The sequence below is a fragment of the Candidatus Cyanaurora vandensis genome (assembly GCF_013285555.1).
Lineage (GTDB): Bacteria > Cyanobacteriota > Cyanobacteriia > Gloeobacterales > Anthocerotibacteraceae > Cyanaurora > Cyanaurora vandensis.
In genome coordinates this window covers 1-21,726 of the sequence record NZ_JAAXLT010000050.1, presented here as the reverse complement: position 1 = coordinate 21,726, position 21,726 = coordinate 1, and the positions used below count along the sequence as shown (strand labels likewise).

The window sequence follows — 21,726 nt, the reverse complement described above, 5'->3', positions numbered from 1 at the left end:
AGTAATGATGTTCAGCCGGATTGGGCTAGTTACGGTTTCGGTCCTCCTCGCCCCGGCGGTCCTCGCCACCGAGGGGGCCGTTGCGACGGGGCATCCTCTGGCGACCCAGGCGGGGATCACTATGCTCAAGCGGGGCGGGAATGCAATGGACGCGGCGGTGGCGGCTTCCTTTGTGCTGGGTGTAGTGGAGCCGGAGGGTTCGGGATTGGGCGGCGGTGGGTTTGCGGTGGTCTACGATGCCAAACGGCAACAGTCTAGGACCCTGGACTTCCGGGAGGTGGCTCCCCGCCGGGTCCGCCCAGACACCTACGTAGAGAACAGCGAACCCCAGACCCAGCGCACTAAAGAGGGTGTTTTGGCGGGGGCAGTGCCGGGGCAGGTGCGTGGGCTGGTCCTGTTGCATCGCACCTATGGCAGGTTGAACTTCAAGCAGGTCGTGGCCCCGGCCATTCGGTTGGCGGAGCAGGGCTTCTCGGTGAGTGCGGAGCTACAACAGCACTTGGAGCGCAGCCAGACCCGGTTGAGCCGCCAGAGTGCGAGTGCCAAGATTTGGTACGTGGAGGGAAGGGTCCCGATGGCGGGGACTATTCTTAAGCAGAGTGATCTCGCCAAAACCCTCAAGGCCATCGCTGCCAGTGGCGGGGAGTCATTCTATACGGGTAGTACCAGTCGGCTCTGGGTCCAGTACATGAAACAGGCCCAAGGCTTAACGACCGCCCAGGACCTCAAGGAGTACCGCCCGGTGTGGCGTGATCCCCTGGTTGGGCTGTATCGGGATTACACCGTAGTCAGTATGCCGCCGCCGAGTTCGGGGGGGGTGCATTTAATTCAGATGTTGAATGTGTTGGGCTTGCGGGACCTCAAGGGGATGGCGACGGACCAGCGGACGCTATTTATGGCGGAGACGATGAAGCTGGCCTACGCTGACCGTTCCCGGTTCCTGGGCGATCCGGCCTTTGTCCCGGTCCCGGTGCCCCAATTGACCGCGCTGAACTACGCCCGACGGCTGGAGGCGACAATCTCGCTCCAGCCCGTCCCCAGCAAAATGATTGAGCCGGGAGCTTTATTAGACAGTGCCACCCGTGCCCGGTTTAAGACCTGGGAAGTCGCGGCGGAATCCCAAAATACCTCCCACCTGAGCGCGATGGATGGTCAGGGAAACGCCATTGCCCTGCCTCAGACGATCAATGGTTCTTTTGGGGCCGGGGGGGTAGTGCCGGGGCCCGGGGTTTTACTCAACAATGAGATGGACGATTTTGCCATTGCGCCGGGAGTTCCTAATTTATTTGGACTCGTGGGCGGGGCGGCTAACCGGATTGAACCTTTTAAGCGGCCCCTCAGTTCGATGACCCCGACCTTGATTTTCAAAGCGGGCCGGCCCTGGGTCGCCTTGGGTAGTCCCGGCGGGGCTTTTATCATTACCTCGGTTTTACAGACCATGGTCAATCTGATTGACCTAGAACAACCCTTGGACCAAGCCATCCGTTCCCCGCGCTTCCATCACCAGTGGCTGCCGGACCAACTCTTTGTCGAAGCTGACCTGTCCCAGCCCCTCAAGGAGCAACTCCAGACCCAGGGCTACACGCTGCGTTCCTTGCGGGCAATGGGCAGCGTCCAAGCCGTAATGGCGGAACCCTTGGCCCCGTTTAAGTTTCAAGCAGCAGCGGACCCCCGGCGGGAGGGGACGGGACAGGTTTACATAAAAGCCAAATAGTTATTTACCCATAAAACGATGAAAAAGCCATAAAAAGCCAGGGTCCCAGAAAACCCTAGCGGCTCTCAACTAGATCGTGGAGGTACTGGTAGGCTTGTTGGCTTGCTTCCATTTGTTCACGGGCACGCTGTAGGAGGTGGGGGCGGTGGTCGGGGCTGGCTTGCCAGAGTCTGATTAACGTGTGAACTAACTTAGTTTTGAGGTCCGGGTCGTCCATATACAGGACTTCACAGCCCTGCTGGAATTGCTGGGCTAACCCCAGGAATTTATCTTTATAATAGGCGGATTTGACCAAGGCCACGAGCGGGACCCCCTGGGCGAGGGCGAAGACCCCGCCGTGGTAACTACCCGTCATCATCACCCGGCATTGACCGACCTGTTGGATCACTTTGGCGGGGGTATCAAGGGCTAGGCCCCCATCCGCCCCGTTCAAGAGTTGACTAATCGAGTCGGGGTCGGAGTCGTGACCACGGGAAATCGGTACCGGGAAAAGCGGCGCGTCTAGGGTCTGGGCAACTTCTTGGAGGGCCTGACGGACGGTATTGAGGATCTGTTCATTCACCCCAGAGTAGGCCGCAACCCGCAAATTGACGCCGATGCCTGTGCCTAAGGTTTCCTGACGGTTGGGGTAGACCAGTTCAATCGCATCATCGCCCGTGACGATCAAGTTAGAACTGGGCAGCCGCCCGAATTGCGCTAGCAAAGGCAAGCCCGCCCGTTGTTCCCGTAGGGTAATAAGGTCTAGGTAGGGAAAGACTTGACGGGCCTTAGCGATGAGATGGGGGAGCGTCAAGGGACCCAAGCCTTGGCCCAGCATCGCCGTGGGCTTCTTAAGTTGAATCCCCAGAGCCATCACGCCTAGGACCGAACTGGCAAAATCAGCAAAAGCATCGGCGATATAACCGCCCCCAGTTGCTAAGACTAAATCTGCATTCTGAACAGCGGTGATAAATTCATCCAGGGGCTGGGTGGGGCGGTTGCGTAAACTTAATTTCTGGTGCAGGACGGGATGGACTAGGGGTGAAGCCCGCGACTTGAGTTCCCATTCCCACTGGGCCAAAGCTCCCTGGACGGGCTTGGGCAGTTGCTTACTGGCGAGTACCGGTCTAAACCAGGTAGCCCGCCCCCCGATGGGAAACGCTTGTGCTTGGGGAAAACAGGCCGCAACCCGCTCGGGAGCTGAGGTGAAGACGCGCAGGGTGGCTCCGGGCCAGAGCTCTTTGAGCCGCTTCACCGAGACCTCGAGCATGGCGAGGTCGCCCATGTTGTCGAGGGCATAACTACTTTGTTCAATCAGGATTTGCATGATACTGGGTAGGTGCCGTGGTGAGAAATGGGTGGACTTTTGGCGTTGGACTTTGATGGGGTCATCTGTGACGGATTGATGGAATATTTTGCCACCGCTTGGCGGACCTATCAAGGGGTCTGGGGGCACCGAGCACTTCCACCAGACTTGGACCAGCAGTTTTATCGGCTCCGACCCGTGATTGAGACGGGCTGGGAGATGCCGGTCTTGATTCATGCTCTGTGCTTGGGGATGCCGGAGGGCCAGTTATTTAGCCAATGGCGCACTGTCGCCCAAGACTTAATCACACAGCAGGGAATTACGGCTCTGGAACTGGGCACTATCCTAGACCAGTTGCGTGATGAGTGGATTACTGAGGACCTCGCCAGTTGGCTGGCCCTGCATCGTTTTTATCCTGGTGTGGTGGCGCGGCTCCAACAACCCGAGGTCGCGGTAGTCATTATCACGACTAAGGAGGGCCGATTCGTCCAGGCTCTGCTTGAGCAGGGTGGACTCGATTTTGACCCCGCCCAGATCTTTGGCAAGGAACGTAAACAGTCGAAACCGGAGATTTTACGCACACTCCACCAGGACTACGCGCAGATTTGGTTTGTGGAAGACCGACTTTTGACGCTCCAAGCGGTGCGGGACCGGACCTTACCGACTAAGCTCTACCTCGCGGACTGGGGCTACAATACCGAGCTTGAGCGAAAAACTGCCCAGTGCGATCCGCGAATTCACCTGTTGAACCTAGCCACCTTTGGGCAATCCTGCACTACTTGGCCCTAGTAGGCACCCTTGGCTTGGAAGACCACCGCTAGGGTGCGCCAGAGGATCGTGAGGTCCATGGAGATGGACCAGCGTTGGATGTAGTAGAGGTCGCAGCGCACCGCATCCTCAAAATCCTTGATGTCCGAGCGGCCCGATACTTGCCAGAGCCCAGTGATCCCCGGTAGGACTAAGAGCCTTTGCCGCTGCCAAGGACTGTAGAGCGCGACTTCACTGGGTAGAGCAGGGCGCGGACCCACCAGACTCATCTCACCTAAAAAGACATTGATCAGTTGGGGCAGTTCGTCTAGAGAATAGCGACGAATCCAACGACCCGTGGCAGTCACGCGGGGATCATCCTTCATCTTGAACAAAAGACCACTGCCCTCGTTCTGGTCCAGCAGAGCGGCCTTACGGGCCTCCGCATCCAGGTACATACTGCGGAATTTAAAGAGTTTGAACACTTTGCCGCGTACCCCGACGCGGGTCTGGGTGAAGAAGACGGGGCCGGGTGAATCACGTTTAATCAACAGGGCAATCCCACCCAGGAACGGGGCCAATAATAGGAGACCCAGGCCGGAAGCCAGAATATCCAAGGCCCGTTTCAGCCGAAACCGCACTCGAAATAACGCCGGGGGTTCAAATTCCAGGATGGGTCGGCCCTGGAAGAACTGGGGAAACGCTCCTCTGGGCCACAGCGAACCGTCCCCCTGGAGACAGCGCAACCGAATCCCCTGGGCAAGGAGGTTCTGGTGGAGCATCAACAGGCTCTCATTGGTGGACCAGTTGTCAATGATGACCTCCGTGGCGCCCGAGGCCAAGATCTGCTCAACCAAACCTTCCCAATCGTCACTACTGGGGTTGGTTAACTCCTGGACTAGGACCCGGCCCTCTTGGTCCAACCAAGACCGCAATAACGCTGCACGCTCTGGGCTACAGACGAGAAATGCCTCGACTGGGAACCAACCCAGCTTGCGTAATCGTTGGACCGTCATACTCAAGACCATCCGCGTCAAGGGAACGGAGACCAAGGCCACCGCCCAAGCCGTGAAAAATGCCTCGCGTCCAATCTGCGGAAACACATCCCAGCCGAAATGGAGGGGCGGGATTAGGGCAAAAGTTGCTAGGACCCCCAGCCAGAGCCGGGGCAGATTGGGGAAGCGGTCGGCATTGCGGTAGTGGCCCAGTAGGCCCATGAAACCAACTAAGGTCAGGACCATAAAGAGGTAAAGCCCTGTCCAATCCAGGCCCCGCCAGAGGTGAATCGTATAGGCCACGGACCAAGCTCCCCAGAGACCCCCGAGGTCACAGGCCAACAACAACGTCAAGGCCGACCACCGCCAGGAACGGGTACTGGTCCTGAGGTCCAGAGTCAAGGGTGTCAGCGGACGAGCAGAAGGAAGCGCAATCACCGAAGCACGCAGGTTGGAGTTTTCCATGGTCGGGTTCTCGTGGGGATTCAGCGTTTTCACGTAGATAGCATTTCACAATTAATCTAGGCCGTTGGGCCGTCGGGACCGCCGGAGGGGGGCGTTTCCCTTCTTGGTGGGGACAAAGTTACCCTCCAAAAAAGCCCTAGACCAGTCCTGTTTACTCTGGGCATCTAGTTGGTGGAGTAAGGCTGCCCAAATCCGGTCCCAGGTCCCGTCGGCGGACCAGCTTTTGAAACGACGCCAACAGGTGATGCGCGACCCATATTCCAGGGGCATGTCCTGCCAAGACCGGCCCGAGCGGAGGACCCAGAGGATGCCATTGAGGGTCTTGCGGTCATCGGTCCGGGGCCGTCCCGGTCCCTGGGCTTGTTTGGGTAGGAGCGGTTCAATGGCTGTCCATTGCTCATCGGTAACATCGCTTCTATCCATGAGTTTGGGCAAGGAGGGTAGTTTCATGGTTTTTGAAATGTTTCACTGAAGTAGTTAGCATGAGTACGTGAATCTCACAGAGTAAAGAACACTAGTTAAAAGATGCGGTTGGGCATGATAAATACGTGATTTACCTTACTGGAGGTCAATAGCTAATGATGGAGCGGTTTGGGACATTGGTTGGGGGAGTCGTGTTGAGTTCGTTGACTGGATCGCTCCAAGCGGCACCCCTAAGTTGTGAGTTGACGGGATTAGTAGCCAACCAGAATGTCCAGGGGGTCATCTATGTCCAAGCCCAAGCCCCAGCCGAGGTCCGCAAGGTGGACTTTAGCGTGGATGGGGTCTGGGTCAATCTGGATACGCTTGCGCCCTACTATCTCAATGGCGATGTGGCGGGGGTGCCCCAGGGGTGGCAGACCCAGGGTCTAGCCTTTGGACCCCATGAGATCAAGGCGCGGGTGGTGTCTCGCACGGGTCAAGTTTGTCTGACCACGTTGCCTTTTACCACCGCGACCGTCCAACTGACCGCCCCTGAGACCGCCGTGAGCCGAGTACCGGGGTTGCTGACGGTCAATGCGGTACCGACGATTGCGGTCAGTCAACTGGTCTTCAGTCTGGCGGGTCAGCCCGTCTTGACCCTGACGGAGCCGCCTTACACCCTAGATCTAGATATCCGTGACCTTGCCCTGGGTGCCCATACGCTCCAGGCCACGGGCTATCCCCAGGCGGGGGGCGCGAGCTTCAGTGCGGACTTGGCTTTCACAACCACGGAGTTCTCCAGTGAATTGAGCGTTTATCCCGTCCATCCCACCGCCAGCACCAAGTCCGTAGACCAGATCCTCAACGCGACGGCGACGACGGGGTTAGTTTTGTCTCCTGGTTTTGCCGATAAGCGGCGGGAGATTGCGACGATGTACCGTACCGCCGGGTTTGACCTCAGCTTGAGCCCCACGGAACTGCGGACTTTTTTACCCCAGTCTTGGTCCTTGCTTACGCCCCAGCCCCTGAGCGGTGGATACCTTCAGCCCTACTCCGTGGATGCATCTTTCTACCACAAAATTCCCGCAGACCGTCCCAAGGTCCAACTGCCCTTGGAACATATTACCTACTGGGAGCTAGCCGTCGAGGGCGGTACCAATACCCAGCAGGGCTACACGATTGGTACGGCGGATGACGACCTGCACAGCATTATCCAGAAGCTCAGTCCGACAATCACCTACACCCGCCGTGTCCGAGACGATGCCTATACCGAGATCCCCGGCGGCAATGACCGACACCTGAGTTTCATTGACGAGACCACCAATGATGTCGTCACCTGCTATCACACCCGCCTAGTCACCAACAGCTTGGACTTCGATTGTGACTGGGCAAGCGTCAGTGCCCTGGGTACGCTTGCGGACCAAGGCGGCGGGACCGATGCTGCCAAGATCCCCAACCTAGCGATGGTCCTCAGAGACGGCGAGGCCACCCACCCGACGGACCCCATTCCCCATGCCTTGGGCGGTCCCCTGGGGATCAGTTGGAAGGCGATGGTCTATCCGGCCTTGGGGGTGGACGGTTACATTGACAACATTAATTACGGGCTCGTCCCCTACGGCGGGGTGATCCAACTCGATCCAACTTTGGACTTGCTCACCGTGCGAGTTGAAGGGCGTCCTCTCAGCCTACCCGCTCGTCGCATCCTCCAGGCGATTCAGGAGTACGGCTACTACGTCTGGGATAACCGCAACGATAAGACCCCCACCGATAAGTGGACCGGGGCGAGTATCTGGACAACGACGGAGGCCAGCGAGTTCTACCCGTACCGTTACGGCAAAGGAGACGAACCAGCGGCAGGCATTGAGACGGTCAAAGCTGAACTTAAAGCCGTCATGGAGGACTACCGCGTCTATGTCGTCTTGCCCCTAGTCAAGAAGTAACCCCGATGCGGGCAGTGCGACTCTCCACGAGTTGACTGTAGACCTGGAGGGTCTGCTGGGTGATGAGGTCCCAGTTGAAATGGGTCTGGACGTGTTGTTGGGCAGTGCGGGCCATCCCCTGCGCCACTTGGGGATGGGCCAGGACCCAAGCCAGCGCGTCAGCACACCCCCCCAAGTCGCCCGTCTTGAAACAGGTCCCCCGTCCGCCTTGAGTGAGTTGACGGTGGACGGGAATGTCACTCACCACCACCGGGACCAATTCGCTCATCGCTTCCAGCAAGGCCAGGGGCAAGCCCTCCACGTCCGAGGGCAACACAAACAGCCCCGCGCCGCGCAGGGACTCAGCTAGCCGTTCGCCCTGCAACTCGCCGACAAAGACCACGTTGGGGTCCCCCACTGCCCAGTCCAGTAGCTGAGCCGTATAGCTGCCGGTATCACTCACGCCCCCGACAAAAGCCAATTTCCAGCCCGGTGGCGATAGCCGTTGGAAAGCTTGCAAGAGCAGGTCAGGACGTTTTTCAGGAACGAGACGGCCCATAAAGAGAATGTACCGGCCTGGGGTCAGACCCAGGGACTGCACATAAGTGAACTCAGGGTCGGAGGGGCTGAGTCCGGCAGGAGCGTTGGGGATGTAGACGGTTTCCCGTCCGTAGGTCTGGGTAAAATAGGCTCCCAGGTCCTCAGAGACGACGATGAGTTGTTGGGCAAACTGGACTGCACACCGTTCACCCCAATGCAGGAGAGTGCTGGAAATTTTGCCCCATTTGGCCCGTTGCCAGTCCAGCCCGTGGCAGGTGACAACCACCCCAGCGCGGGAGAGGCGGGGTAGTCCACTAAAGAGAGCCGGACCTAAGGCATGAATATGGATGATGTCATAGTGGGTTGCTTGGGCCACTACCGTCCCCAAGGCAGCACTCAAGAAGGCATCGCCGCCCTTGAGCCCCGGCACGGGTAGGGGCACCACCCGTATCCCCCGGTGATAACCACGCACTTGCGTATAGGAAGCTCGTCCGTAGAGGTCTACCTCGTGGCCCTGGGCCACCATCCGCCCGTATATCTCTTCACAGTGCCGCTCGACCCCGCCCTGTTTCGCGGGTAAGCCCTTTGACCCAATCACTGCAATTCGCATCGCCACTCCCTAACGCCACCGCTGCCACATATTGCGATAAACCGACTCAATCACCGCCCGTGCTGAATAGGGCTCAGCGGCCTTGACACACTGGGCAGCGGGAAAAGCCTGGGGTTCATGCACCACTCGCCGTAGAGCCTGAGCTAGAGCCACTGGGGTCCGCTCCTCCACCACCAAGCCACTGCCGGGGAGCAAGAGGTTGGGCGTCTCCCCAGCGCGGGTCGTGACCACGGGCGTACCACAGGCCAAGGCTTCGAGGGCGACTAGAGGCAGACCTTCGTAGACACTGCTCAAAACAAACCCATCTACCAGCCGTTGCAGTCGGGCTAACTCCGTTTGAGGGATAGCACCGAGCATCGTCACTCGCCCCACCAACCCCAGGCGACTAATCTCAGCCTGGACCTGCGCTCCCAAATCCCCCTCCCCGGCGATTAGTAGATGGACCAAGGGGTCAGCGAGTTGCTGCAAGCTCTGGACCAATAGCACCGGGTCTTTTTGGGGATGGAGGCGACCAGCGAACAGGAGGAAGCGAGTCGCCCCGTCTAGTTCTAGTTTGTGCGCTAACTCACGACGGGCTGCATCCCGCGCTGGTGGCGTGAGGGGCGAAAAAACTTCCTGGTCCACGGTGTTGCGTTGCAGGTGGACGCGCTGGGCTAAGGCCGGGTAGTGCCGGCGGTAGTGTTCCACTGCGGCCTGATTGCAAGAGAGGATTTCGTTGAATTGCTGAATGAGCCAGCCTTCGAGGGCCAAGTAGACCTTGGGGAACCGTTGCCAGAGAATTGCCTCTCGTCCCTGGGGGTTGAGTTGCTGGGCAATGTCGTTGTGGACAAAGAGGGTTTTTTCACCCTGCCAGGAACGCGCTGCCAGCGTCGGCTCTAGGCGGTGGAAATGGAGGAAATCTGAACTGAAATCGTGTTTCAGGAGGGCGGCGGTGTACTGGACGGTGATGGGGATTTTGCGACCGTAGTTGTCATTGGCAACGGTGAAAAGCGGCATAAACCAGAGGTCGCGCCCCGCGAGTTCTGCTTTGTGCCAGACCCCGGTGGGTACCGTGGGATCATCCTCAATCCCGACGAGCCGCAGTTCAAATTCAGGAGGTGCGTATTTCACGTAGGAACGCACCGTGGTCTGGATGCCGCCTAAGCTGTTACCCCAGGGATCAAACTGATAAAAAATAGTCAAGGTCGGTTTAGCCATGGCACATTTTCCTGGGGGATTAATTCCTATAATTCCACTGTGGGAAGCTAGGACTGGGCAAGCGCACACAGGGCGTCTACTTGCACAGGTTCCGATAAAAATGAACTGTCTTCACATACCTTAAGGAACTTGTAAAGAAACTACAACACAGGAAAAAGCGTAATCGCACTTACGCCTTTTACTTAGGGGTTTGTCTCTACAGCAAAGCGGTCAAAGACGAGGTTGACTACGGTCCCACTCTTAGAGGTGGTCATGATCCCCGCTCGACTCTGTTGGGTAAAGAACCGCCCCACCGCACCCCCGGTCAGGGTCCAAGTGGTGGGTAAGGTAACGAGGCCCGTATCAAAACCTGGTCCCACTGCCCGGTAAGCAGCCTGGACCGTACCTAGGCTGGGATCAGCCGTCAAAACGAGGTCTAGGGTCTCGATGGTACTAGGATTGGGCACCATGACGATGGAGCCGAGGGTGCTACCAACAGCTTTTTGTTCACCGTAGAACTGGATACCGGGCGTGCCATTACTTTGAGCTACCGCCACTAGTTTCACAAAGTTGTCTTGGTCAGGACCGAACACGACGCCGCCCTGCTGGAAGGGCAAATTCAGGTCAGCCAGGGGACCCACCAACCGGGTACTGACGGTGAAGCGGCCCGCCCGTCCGTCAAAACTCACGTTGAGGCCATTATTTAACGTGTTGTCGGTACTGCCGTTACTGCCGGAGGTCGTCGTTACACTCAGGGTCCCCAAGCCCGTCGTGTCTAAATCCAAGAGGCTGGGCACATAGGAGGCTGTACTGCTGAAGGTATCGTTTTTATTGCGCTGGGTAGCGGTGAAACCCGTGGCCTCACCGTCCACATCGGTCAAGGTACCGGGGTAGGTCTGGTTGAAATTCAGGACCAAAGCAGGCAGCGGGGCGGGGAGATTGGGGTCTTGCGCGGAGATCTCGGGTTTGGCGTTGGTCAGCAGGAATACTTCATCCTGGTAGTCGAAATTTTTACCAGTCTCAGGGTCGCTCGTATTGCCGTTGTCCTTAGCTGCTAACCACTGGTTGGGCACCAGCTTCCCCTGGGGATCGCGCACCGACCAGAACCGCCAGTTGTGCAAGGTATCCACTCCATTCACCGCATCTATATTGAGGTTGTCATCACTGGAGATCCCGTCATTCCTGATCCCGAAAGCCCGCGTCGGGTTGAAGCTCACGGAGCCGGGCGTAGGTGTGAAGCTACTACCCTGTTTGAAAATCTTGGGTAGGAGTTTTTGGTTCTCGCCGCCGCTCAGGTCGTTACTCCCTTGGACCTCGATGCCCGTGGGTGAGTCATCGTTATTGGTACCCGCGAAACTGTAAAGGATGAAGCCATTGCCGCCACTGCCCGGTTTGGCATAGAAACTGCTGTAGCCGTAGGGGTCGGGGACGCGCTTGCTAAAAGCGGCGAGGGGCCATAGTCGGACGGGGTTAGCAGCATCAGCCCGGACCCAGTAGGGCGAGTAAACTTCCTCCCCAACCCAGGTTTTAGCTCCACCCAAGACGTTGTTCTCTTGACCGACATGGGTGGACCAACCGTAGGCACGGCTAATCTCCGCCAGACTCGGTTCATTATTCCCCTCGTAGGTAATCGTGTTCAGTCCGGCGAGGTTGAGGATGAAGTTGGACTGGATGGGATCATCGCTCACGATGGTCAAAGCAGCGTAACACTCCCCATTTTTAGAGTGGGTCGGGTTGTTGCTGAGGCTGACTGTGCGTTGAGGCACGAATTCCACTATTAGGGTAATCGTGCTGTTGGGGGCTAGGGTAAGGGGCAGCATGGGCGGGGTCACAAGCCGAAAGTCGCTGGCCCTTTGGTAGTCAACTGTCCGTCCCGAGACAGCGTTATTAATTTCAGGAGAATTACCCAGGGTCAGCGCGGTGACGGTCAGTGCGCTATTGCCGATATTCTTGAGGGTGATGGTCTGGGGAGCGCGGGTTTCTTTTTTGACAGTACTAAAAACAAGGCGATTAGCAACAATTTTAGGGATTGGGGTTGTGATTTGCAGTTGACCTTCTGCCAAAACCGGGATGGACAGGGCTACTGCTAGCAAGCCGCTGAGCCGAGACAAAGGAAACATCGCGATTACCGTGAGAGGATACAGATAAAGTAAAGAATTTAGCTCCTTAAAATCAACCATGTAAACCACGTAACTATAAATAAAACTAAGGGAAATTGCTTAGATTTGAAAACTACTTGCGCCCGAAAAAAGCAGGGCTAATCTTTGCTAACCTCAAATTGTTGTGTAAAGTAGTTCCTAGATATTTCATACCCTGAACAATTAGTAAAAACCAAGTGCGGACTAAATCAAAGATGGGTAAAGCGATAAAGGCAAAAATATTCTGATGTAGACGGTCGCCATCGGCACCAATTCCCAGCTTGGGCTGCTCGGGGGGCGGAGCCTCATAGGTACCAAACATCCGGTCCCAGACTGTCAGTAAGGACCCAAAATTGACATCGTAATGGGTCTCCCCATGGTGGACATGGTGGACGGCTGGAGAGACAAAAATTTGGTCCCACCAACCAAAACTAACGTAAAAAGGCAGATGGTTCCAGACGTTGCGGACCTTGCTAAAAGCCAGATAAGTAAGGTAATACCCCGCCGTCTCACCCGCCGGTACGCCCAGGGGCAAGAGTAAAACAAAGGGTAGCCAATCCACCAATACCGCCGTCGGGATGACGGGCATCTGACGGTTGTAAACTGCATAAATAAAGTTGAAAGAAGTGGCGGAGTGATGAATCTTGTGGGTGTCCCACATTAATTTGCTGTGTTGTAAACGGTGGGTCCAGTACTGAATAAAATCGGTCAGGAGCACGTAAAAAATAAACCCGCCAATAGTCCCGCTTAATAACTGACTGCCAAATTGGGCGAAAGTGGTTAAGGGATAATGGCCCAACAGCCAGTTCTCCAAGCCTTTACCCTGGTTCTCGATGAACTTGCTGATGAAGACGGTGACGCTCAGCAAGTACAGGCCAAACAGGACCAACTCGATTTTGAACGATGGGGAGAGTTGGTGATGCGATTTGACGGTCTCCCAGACCTTACGCAGGGTGGTTTTGCGTAAAACGAAAGCCTGGAAGAGGACTACGCCCAGAATAATGGCGAGGGGCAGGGCCAAGGCTTTCCAAGCTCTGAGCAGTTGGGTCTCAATGAGGTAATCCCAAACCTTGATGAGCAAGGAAAACAGGCCTTGGTCAAGCAAGTCCGGCAGGCGTGCCTGAAAGTCCATGAGGGTTTCCTAGGGTGAGTGTGTCAGATAGGTGCAGCTATGGTTTTTGGATCACTCAGCACCGTGGCTATACCAACTAGGGGCCTTCCCTCTAGATGGGCGGGTAGCTCACTCCCCATCAACTCTAAGAGGGTCGCCGCCAAATCCACCACATGTCCTTGGAGGGCACTCCCTGGTAGGGTCTGGGGAGTACGGGCAAAAATAAATCCCTCGGGGCGATGACTCCCGGTGCGGCGGTAGGGGACTGGCCCAATCCGGCCCAAGGGACTCTCCAGCAAATCCGTCGGCTCATCCTGCCACACCACCACTAGGTCAGCATCGGGCAGGTTGAGGCTGTCATCTTGGGGACCAGAGCGGGTCCGGAGGACTTTTTTGACCATCGGTTGACCCGTGCGTCCATCTTGGAGTTGGTACAGCAGGGTGGTCAGTTCATCGCAGAGGGTATTGTAGCCGTCAGGGGTGATGATCCCGTGGGGTTCGCGGCCCTGGAGATTGATGCGGATGTAGCCCTCCGAGAAGCTAGGCAGGGCAAAGGCTTTCATCCGGGGCCAATCCGGTTGATACCAGGTAGTCGGCTGCCAAGCCAAAGGACCCATGGGCGGTTTCCAACCCAAACGACGGTGTAAACGTCCGGGGATCGCCTGTTTAAGGAGCCGTTTCAGGGGATTTTTGTCGCTCAGCCGATGGACCCGTTGGCTCCAATCACCCCGGCCCATGGGCGGACGCAGCAGGCTGGGCTTGCGGCCCGAGGCGGTCGAGAGCCGGGATTGACCGGCGAAGCTGAAGCGATACAACAACTCGGGCAGGAGAATCATGCTCGGTACATCGGTGTTATTGGGTCCGCTGCCGTGGGTCGAGAAGACGACCACGGCCGTCTCAGCGGGTACGTCCGCCAGCAGTTGCCCAATCGCTCGGTCCACATCTTCGTACACTTGGCGTAACGGGCTAGTTGTGGCTTGAGGGTCGTACAGGGGATGGTCCGGTTGACTCAGGTACCACAGATCATGACCCGCCGAATGGGTCTCACTAAAGACTGTCAAAAACAGGTCCCAGGGCTGTTGTAATAGCTCCCGACAGATGGCAGTCCTCAGCCGGACCCCCTCGTGGAGGGCCGCCTGGAGACGGGTCAAATAAGCTTGGTCATACCAATCGCCGTGGTCCTTATGTAAGGCCGGATGCCCACCATGACGGGCAATCAGCGCGGGTAGGACTTCCGGGGGCAGGGAATGGCTGGGGGTCTGGGGGGAGTGGGCACCCCAAGCCAGGACTTGCAGACCGTCAACCCTGGGGTCCAAAACTGTCTGGGGCATATCGAAGACCGCCACGCGCTTACCGGGGGCGAAGGCATAAAAGGGGGGGTACTGCCTATAGTCGTAGGCCCCGCCCTCAACCACGCTGTAGGTCTGGGGATGGTACTGAATCGGGGTCCAATACCCCGTACGTTGGGGTTGGCAACCCGTTAAAAAAGTCGTCCAAGCTGTTTCCGCTTTGTAATATTCAAGGTTTGCTAACCGACCGTAGGCACCCTGTTGGCGTAAACGATTTAAATTAGGTAAATAACCTTGGTCTAACCACTCTTCAATAAGTGCTGGGTCGGCGGCATCAAGGCCAATAGCAACAACTTGACTCACGTTTTGCTCCAAGGAATGGGGACGAGCAGGGTTCTAAATCAACGCTCACAATTAGGACATAAATTCCATGCCTATGAAGAATTATCATTCAAGGCTAGAGGGTGGCACAACCATGTAAACTGCGTAATTAAAACCTCTAGGGATATCAGAGTTTTTAGCTAGGGCTAAACTCGTATTAACGGACAGAGACTGGACTGGGAGCAGGCGAGACTGGTATTGCCACTCTGAGATCACCATTGCCGCCGTCTTGACCCCGCAGGAAGAACCACCACAACAGTCCCAGGGATACCAGCAAGCCGAGGAGTTCGGCCCAAGACCCCAGCCAGGGTGAGCCGATTTGGGCGACGAGATGGCTGAAGTTACCAAGTAGACAACCCTGCCATAACAAGTGGACCAGCCCAGTTAAACGTGTGCCCATCAAGTACAGGAGCGAACATAAAACCCAGGCCAAGTAAAAGCTCGACTCCGACCCGAAGTGGTAGCTGAAAAGTGGTTGCCACAGGTTCCAGCAGACTAGATTAATTAACACAATCAGGGCCAAGGAAAGCAGTAAGGACCCGTACCCTACGCCCTGAAACACTCGGTAGGTCCCCTTTAGGTAAAGTCTGAAGGCGTGCATTGTAATTTCCGCTGGGTTTGCATCAACTAATTTGGTGTGGCTGAGCCGGCGAGGAGAGGAAGGTGCGGCTGAATGGCGGCTTGGTAGCGTTGGGCAACCTGTTGCCAAGTGGGGATCAAGTCCGGTTGCGCGGCAATCCTTTGGGCCATTTGCTGGAGTTGGGCACGGGGGGGCGGGTTTTTGAGGAACTGGCAGTAGTCCGGGGTGGTGTTCTCGACTAAGAAGCCCCGGGGTCCCTCAGCGAGTAGTTCCGCCATCCGGGGTGAGGGTAGGGTCAGGACCGGACGGGCGGCGGCGAGGTATTCGGGGACCTTGAGACTCGCTACCGTCAGTTCACCCCCTTGGAAAAGCTCGCGGCGGTAGGGAGCCACACAGAGGTCCGCCGCTGCAATATAGTGGGCGACCTCAGCTTGGGGTACCCGTCCCCAAAAAGTGACCGGGGCTTGGTGGGCGCGAGCCAGGGCTTCGAGTTCACCGCGTTTGGACCCGTCACCAATGATGTGCAAGACGACGCCCTTGGGTTGGATTTGACCCAAGGCTTCAATGAGGGGACCGGGTTCCTGGATATAGCGATTGAGGGAACCCACGTAGGTCAGGATGTACTGGTCCTGGGGGAGACCGAGGCGGGCACGGGCGGTGGCTTGGTCTTGGGGATGGAAGATCTGGGGATCAATTCCGTTGGGGATGGCATAAATCGGCGTGGTCGGGGCTAGGTAGCCCGATTCGCGCAGGAAATGCTGCATCTGGGTGGTCTCGGTAATCACGCCCTGACAACCCCGGACCCAACCCCGGCGCAACTCCGGCAACCAACGGCGAAATAGGATGGTCGGTAAATTTTTGAGGATGCCCAGTCCCCGCCATTGCCCCGGACTCTGGGTGAACTCAGCGTGGTGAATCGCCAGCCCCGCCACGCCCTGCCGCCGAAAAGCCTGGGCAAACAGACCCAAGAGGTGCCATTCCTTCTCAATCACCAAGTCAAATTGCCCCCGGTGGTCCGCCGCAAAACGTTGGATCTGCTGTCCATAGTCCCAGGCGGCCTGGGGGTCCAAGGGCGTGAAATAACCATTGGAGTTCGCCGTAGGGTCGGGGCGGTCCAGGATGGTCAAGGTCCGGCAGGGTAGCCCCTGCTCTTCTAACAAGGACCGGAAGACCAGCGTGACCTCAAAATCCTGACTCAGGTGCTGGAGGATGGGTAGGGTGCTCAAACAGCGCGGGGAGTGGGCGATATAGTTGATCCCTGGCAGCGCAAAGCAGATCCGGGGCTTGGTTGGTGTTTTAGTTTGCATGGGATTTACCGGATAAAGAGAAGTTAGGCCGGGAGGGTCTGGAGGTTGTGGTAAGACCAGTAGAGCCCGCGCCGCGCTAAGAGTTGGTTGTGTTCGCCGTCTTCGAGGATGCGGCCCTGCTCCATGACGATGATGCGGTCGGCGTTACGGACGGTGGCTAAACGGTGGGCGATGACCAAGACCGTGCGGTTCTGGCGTAAATGTTCGAGGGCATCTTGGACCAGCCGTTCGGACTCTGAGTCTAGGGCACTCGTCGCCTCATCCAGGATGAGGATCTCTGGGTTCCGCAGGATCGCGCGGGCAATGGAGATGCGCTGGCGTTGGCCCCCCGAGAGTTGGATACCCCGGTCGCCCACCACGGTCTGATAACCCCTGGGTAACTGTTCAATGAAATCGTGGGCGTGGGCCAGTCGGGCCGCTTCCATCACCGCTTCATCGCTGACCCCACTCATCCCGTAGGCAATGTTGTCGCGCAGGGAGGCATTAAAGATGTAGGTCTCTTGGCTGACAATCCCGATGGTCTTGCGGAGCGAAGCCACGTCATAGGTGCGGATATCCACCCCATCTACCAGAATCGCGCCGCCCGTCACATCGTAGAAACGGGGCACCAAGGCCGTGAGCGTAGATTTCCCCGCCCCCGAAGCCCCGACAATCGCCACCGTCGTCCCCCGCGCAATCGTTAGGTCCACGCCACGCAATACCGGATTCTTACCGGGATAGGCAAAGTAGACATCCTCAAGCTGGATATTCGCCTGTAGCCCCGGGAAGGTCTTACTACCGACGGGTAGGGGGTGCTTCTCGTAGAGGTTCAAGGACTCTAGGACTTTGTTGAGGAAGGGCAACTCCTCTTGAATCGAAGCACGGGCAACATTGAGTTTACGCAGGATGGGCGAAATCCGAATTAGGACCAGCATGAAGACGAGTAGACCCGAGATCTGCAAGATACCGGGCTTAATCAAGTAAAGATAGGAGCTAATCAGAATTAACATCGCCAGGGTGAGGGTGGTCGTCTCGGTGATTGGGTCTACCCAGGCTTGTTTGCTGATTAGATCATGGTGGGCTTTGACTTGGCGTTGGGTGAGGTTGCGGAATTGACTGACCTCATATTCCTCCGTGCCGTAGGATTTAATAATTTGGATGCCCGAGAGGATATTGAGGACCTTGAAAGCTAGTTCCCGGCCTAATTCTGTCGTTACCCGGCTGTACTGTTTAATCTGTTTGAGCAGTAGATTCATCCCCAGGATCACCAAGCCAATCATAGTGGCAACCAAGAGCGTCAACTGCCAGGAAACTAATAACAAGACACTCAAGTAAGCCCCCAGGGTCATCACACTGGTCAAGCCTATGAAAATATGACCCATGAGCATTCGTACTTTGTTAACTTCACCCTGGAGCGTGCTGGTTAGTTTGCCGAGTTGGACATTGTTGAAGAAAGATAGGGGCGCATAGAGGTAGGTGCGGTAGAGTTTTTCGCGTAAATATTCGACCGCATGTTCTTTGTAATGAGCGGTCCAGACTTGGGCTAGATAGTACATCACGCCCTTAAAAAGTAATGACCCAATCAGGACAATCGCGAATAAGGTCAACAATTCTTCTTTGGATTGGAGCGCGAACCAGGCGTTAAGGTCCGTGGCCCAAGAGCCGGGTAACTGAAACTTGGCCTTTTCATCCAAGAAGACTCGCAAAAAGGGGACCAGTAAGCCAATCCCTAGCCCATCCAGGAGGGAGGCAATGAACATGGCCCCCAAACCGGCATAGAGGTGTTTGCGGGGAATAGTCTGGGTGGCGGCGATCAGTTGGCGCAGACGACCAAAACGTTGGGGGGCGGCGGTAGTCATGTTTTTTAACACAGCGTTACCTAGATTAAAACAAAGTTGACCTGATCTCGGTACCTAGGGAGCTGGATGGAACCAAACTTGACTCAAATAGCCCCAGCGTAAGGCTAGCCGCATCCGGGCCGGGACCTGGATGCGTAGGTTGGGCCAGACTTGGGCGACGAGCCACTTGGGTCTGAGGTCGTGGCGGAACCGCCAGAAGCTCTGCCAGCGTTGTCGTCCCTGGGGTTCGCCAAGAATGCGTTCGGCGACAGCTTCGGAGCGGCCTTGCCAGTAGCTGCGGCGGATTAACCAAGCCGGGTTCACTCGTGCTTGGGGGACCCAGTGGCGGACCCCGGCCTGGGGTGCGTAGTAGAACCCTCCGCCCTGTTGTTGGAGGGTCATATTCAGGAATTCCTCTTCACAGGAAAGTAGACTCTGCCCCCGGCGGCCCAACTGCTCACAGAAGCCGCCAGTCTTGACCAAAGCGTCGCGCCGGTAGGTGATATTTGCGCCGTAGGGGAACTTGTTGGGCGGGAACCACTGCCCTTGGTCGCCGTAATCGAGGACCGTGAAACTGTGTTCCATAGCGGGATTGACCCAACTGGGCTTGGGGGCTTCGTAGAGGGCGTAGATCGGGCCACCGATACAGACCGGGGTGGGCTGGGTTTCTTTGAAGGTCGTGACGAGTTCCGTTAACCAAACCGGACTGGGAATCGCATCGTCGTCCAAAAAGGCCACATACTCGCCCTGGGCGGCTTGCCAGCCCGTGTTGCGGGCACGGGAGAGGCCCTGGACGGATTCGTAGTGGTACTTGAGCGGTAGCTGGTCTTGGTAGGCCAGAGCCGCCCCACGGGTGTCATCGGTGGAGCGGTTATCCACCACCAGCACCTCGAACAGCGTGGGGTCTAGGGTTTGTTCACAGAGACCCGCCAGGGCCAGTTTGAGCCGGTCTGCTCGGTTGTAGGTGCAGATGACGACAGAAATGAGGGGCATGGGTCAGTCCCTTACCGTAAAACGGCTTGATAGGTCTCGACGAGTCGCCGTTGGATGGTGGTCCAGTCGTATTTTTCTAAAAGATTGGGGCTGTAGTAGGGCTGGGGCTGGGGACCGAGGCGGGCCGTTTCTGCCAGGGCGTTAGTAAGTCCTTGGGGGTCCTGGGGAGCGTAGAGCCAAGCGAGGGGCTCTTGGTCCTGGAGGTCTTGGACGAGATCGGTGAAGGTGCCTAGAGCGGGGGCGATGATTTTTTTACCAAAGGAGAAGGCGAGGACTGCCGCCCCGGAGTTATGGATCTGGCGGTAGGGCAAGACTACATAATCAGCACTGTTCATGTAGACCTGGATCTCGGCGTTGGGGATTAAACGGGCTTCCAGTCGGATGCGCGGGTCGTCATCCATCGCTGCTTTAATCTCAGCCAATAGTTCCGGTTGGTTACATTTACCGGCAATCACCAAGCGTATCGGGCGGTCAGTCGCCAGGGCACGGAAGCTCTGGATCAGGTCCGGTACGCCCTTGTAAGACTCAATGCGTCCGAAAAACAGAAAAACAACTTCAGCGGTCCCCAATCCCAGTTGGCGGCGGCATTCGGCGCGGCCTTGATTATTTGGGTAGTCGGTCAGGTAGTGACCGTGGGGGATGACGGTAATTTTGCTGGGGTCACAGCGATAGGTCTCTTGGAGTTGCTGCGCCGTGTGCCTGGAGAGAGCTACTACTCGGTCACAGCAATCAATCAAAAATTGACGAGTCTGACGTTCTAGTTGCGAGTGGGCACCCTCGGGCAGCATCAGGTTATGGGCGTGCCAGATGATCCGGTAGCCCTGGAGTTTTGCCAAGGCCAGGGTCAAACAAAATTTGGCACTGGGCACCACGAGTTTGCGCCAGTCCCGTTCAAAATAAAACAACAAAAAATGGATATGAATAATCTCACAGCACCGCTCGCCCCGCAGCACCCCCCGCAATACCGAGCGGTAATCAAAGGGCTGGAGGTCAATCCCGTATTGCTCTAGGCCCCCATTGAGACTGGTCAAAAAAGTATTGCCTTCGAGGGCGGGCGGGAGGACGCGGACGCGGACTTGGGGGGAGCCCGTCACTGTGATTTTGCTGGGGCGGGTCATCATGACTTTTTCACCACGGGCGGAACCACATAGAGGGTGTTTTGGTTGAGGACTTGGCGCACTTCAGCTTGGACGGCTTGGAGGTTCTTACCCCGGTCAGCGGAGAGTTCTTCGGCCCTAACCACAGTCCACACACTCAAGCTGGTCCCTTTACTACCCGGTAAACTGCGGTCTGGGCGGTTGTCATTGACGTAGAAGCCGTAGGTCTGGATCGCTTCGAGGATGCGCCGCGCCGGGAGGCTCAGGCTGCGTCCGTCCACTTGGATTTGCTTGAGGTCAAGCTTGGGATCGAGTTGGAGGATGCCGCCGTAGGGGACGAGACCTGTATTGACGCGCTGGATATATTTGTCCATACCCAAACCGGGATAGACGATGGCCTTCCAGTTTTGCCCGATGGGTCCGGTCAGGGCATGGGGGATCGGTTGGTTGGGATTGTTCGCCTCTCCTTCGCGCAGGACCATGGCGAGGTTGGGGATCTTGGTGGCATTGGTCCCGCCGCCTTGGTCGCCCAAGTTGCCGAGGTGAGTCGGTCCGGCGGTGTATTTGCAGGTGAGTCGGCCCCCGCCTTCACTGAGCTTGGCTTGGAAACAGGTGAAGACCGTGTTATCGGTGCTGTCCACGATGGTCAAATGCTTGTCGGTCCCGCCCGCCGGGATCGCATCCAGGATATTGAGGGGCAGACGGCGACGGAGGATCTGGTTGTCATCCAGGCGGCGCAAGGTCTGGGGCGGGTCATTTTTATCGGCGATGATGAAACCCTGCTGGGTGTTGGTCCCGCCGCGCGCGGCGAAACTGACGGAATTGATGTATCCCACGGGCAGGGCGACCCTGGGGCTATTGGTGGGGATCGGTTGATAGAAGGTACTGTCTACGGAATAGGGCTGGCGGTAGGGACCCAGGAGGGGTTGGGGGGTCTGTTTGGACCAAGTGCGCGGTAGGAAAGTCCGCAACTCCTTGGGGGTCAGCGAGAGGTCAATCCCAAAATTACGGTACATCTGGACGATTTCCTGGCGTTTGGCACTATAGCCGGGGGCCAGTTGGACTTCTGGGGTGCTGGTACGCTCCAGGATTTCATTGACGGAGCGCGAACGGGCGGTGGGATGGTCTGGGTAGACGCCCAACTCAGGGCTGGGGAGGGC

At 57.1% G+C, this 21,726-nt stretch carries 17 protein-coding genes; 3 read left to right on the top strand and 14 right to left on the bottom strand.

The features are described 5' to 3' along the window. Positions 1–7 precede the first annotated feature (7 nt). Positions 8–1,714: a gamma-glutamyltransferase gene (gene ggt / locus HFM78_RS03045; protein WP_287127945.1), complete on the top strand. Its 1,707-nt coding sequence runs from the start codon at positions 8–10 to the stop codon at positions 1,712–1,714. A 55-nt stretch (positions 1,715–1,769) separates the two neighbouring features. Here ggt and HFM78_RS03040 read toward each other — a convergent pair whose 3' ends face one another. After that, positions 1,770–3,020 carry a polysaccharide pyruvyl transferase family protein gene (locus HFM78_RS03040; RefSeq protein WP_287127944.1) on the bottom strand — a complete coding sequence of 417 codons (1,251 nt, stop codon included), beginning with the start codon at positions 3,018–3,020 and terminating at the stop codon, positions 1,770–1,772. Between the two features lie 27 nt (positions 3,021–3,047). Between HFM78_RS03040 and HFM78_RS03035 the strand changes: the two genes are divergently transcribed. Then, the gene (locus HFM78_RS03035; protein ID WP_287127943.1) at positions 3,048–3,788 is read left to right on the top strand and encodes an HAD family hydrolase; all 741 of its coding nucleotides are present in this window, start codon (positions 3,048–3,050) and stop codon (positions 3,786–3,788) included. On the opposite strand, the gene HFM78_RS03030 is transcribed toward HFM78_RS03035, so the two are convergent. Together HFM78_RS03030 and HFM78_RS03025 are read right to left on the bottom strand one after the other, a co-directional pair. Continuing rightward, positions 3,785–5,239 carry a sugar transferase gene (locus tag HFM78_RS03030; protein WP_287127942.1) on the bottom strand — a complete coding sequence of 485 codons (1,455 nt, stop codon included), beginning with the start codon at positions 5,237–5,239 and terminating at the stop codon, positions 3,785–3,787. The two genes, HFM78_RS03035 and HFM78_RS03030, sit on opposite strands and share 4 nt — an antisense overlap. A gap of 18 nt (positions 5,240–5,257) precedes the next feature. Beyond that, the gene (locus HFM78_RS03025) at positions 5,258–5,629 is read right to left on the bottom strand and encodes an IS5 family transposase (RefSeq protein WP_287127941.1); all 372 of its coding nucleotides are present in this window, start codon (positions 5,627–5,629) and stop codon (positions 5,258–5,260) included. Positions 5,630–5,784: 155 nt separating this feature from the next. Here HFM78_RS03025 and HFM78_RS03020 point away from each other — a divergent pair, with 155 nt between their 5' ends. Then, positions 5,785–7,548, top strand: a complete 1,764-nt coding sequence (locus HFM78_RS03020) for a hypothetical protein (protein ID WP_287127940.1) — start codon at positions 5,785–5,787, stop codon at positions 7,546–7,548. On the opposite strand, the gene HFM78_RS03015 is transcribed toward HFM78_RS03020, so the two are convergent. The 11 genes from HFM78_RS03015 to HFM78_RS02965 form a co-directional block, all read right to left on the bottom strand. Next, entirely contained in the window at positions 7,538–8,677 is a 1,140-nt protein-coding gene (locus HFM78_RS03015; RefSeq protein ID WP_287127939.1) for a glycosyltransferase family 4 protein, read from the bottom strand. The genes HFM78_RS03020 and HFM78_RS03015 overlap by 11 nt on opposite strands. Before the next feature lie 9 nt (positions 8,678–8,686). Continuing rightward, complete coding sequence (locus tag HFM78_RS03010; RefSeq protein WP_287127938.1) at positions 8,687–9,874, bottom strand: glycosyltransferase; 1,188 nt, start codon at positions 9,872–9,874, stop codon at positions 8,687–8,689. A gap of 182 nt (positions 9,875–10,056) precedes the next feature. Beyond that, positions 10,057–11,973 (bottom strand): hypothetical protein, encoded by a 1,917-nt coding sequence (locus tag HFM78_RS03005; RefSeq protein ID WP_287127937.1) that lies wholly within the window; start codon positions 11,971–11,973, stop codon positions 10,057–10,059. Positions 11,974–12,085: 112 nt separating this feature from the next. Further along, positions 12,086–13,123 (bottom strand): sterol desaturase family protein, encoded by a 1,038-nt coding sequence (locus HFM78_RS03000; protein WP_287127936.1) that lies wholly within the window; start codon positions 13,121–13,123, stop codon positions 12,086–12,088. A gap of 23 nt (positions 13,124–13,146) precedes the next feature. Next, on the bottom strand, positions 13,147–14,754 hold the full coding sequence (locus HFM78_RS02995) for an alkaline phosphatase family protein (protein WP_287127935.1): 1,608 nt from the start codon (positions 14,752–14,754) through the stop codon (positions 13,147–13,149). Between the two features lie 175 nt (positions 14,755–14,929). Continuing rightward, positions 14,930–15,373, bottom strand: coding sequence for a hypothetical protein (locus tag HFM78_RS02990; RefSeq protein ID WP_287127934.1), 444 nt, complete (start codon positions 15,371–15,373; stop codon positions 14,930–14,932). 26 nt (positions 15,374–15,399) lie between these two features. Further along, on the bottom strand, positions 15,400–16,659 hold the full coding sequence (locus tag HFM78_RS02985) for a glycosyltransferase family 4 protein (protein ID WP_287127933.1): 1,260 nt from the start codon (positions 16,657–16,659) through the stop codon (positions 15,400–15,402). Positions 16,660–16,682: 23 nt separating this feature from the next. Next, positions 16,683–18,497: an ABC transporter ATP-binding protein gene (locus HFM78_RS02980; protein WP_287127932.1), complete on the bottom strand. Its 1,815-nt coding sequence runs from the start codon at positions 18,495–18,497 to the stop codon at positions 16,683–16,685. Between the two features lie 54 nt (positions 18,498–18,551). Beyond that, complete coding sequence (locus tag HFM78_RS02975) at positions 18,552–19,469, bottom strand: glycosyltransferase family 2 protein (protein ID WP_287127931.1); 918 nt, start codon at positions 19,467–19,469, stop codon at positions 18,552–18,554. An 11-nt stretch (positions 19,470–19,480) separates the two neighbouring features. Then, positions 19,481–20,590: a glycosyltransferase family 4 protein gene (locus HFM78_RS02970; RefSeq protein WP_287127930.1), complete on the bottom strand. Its 1,110-nt coding sequence runs from the start codon at positions 20,588–20,590 to the stop codon at positions 19,481–19,483. Then, positions 20,587–21,726 (bottom strand): hypothetical protein (locus tag HFM78_RS02965; protein WP_287127929.1); only part of this gene is annotated, 1,140 nt, incomplete at its 5' end. The genes HFM78_RS02965 and HFM78_RS02970, both read right to left, overlap by 4 nt.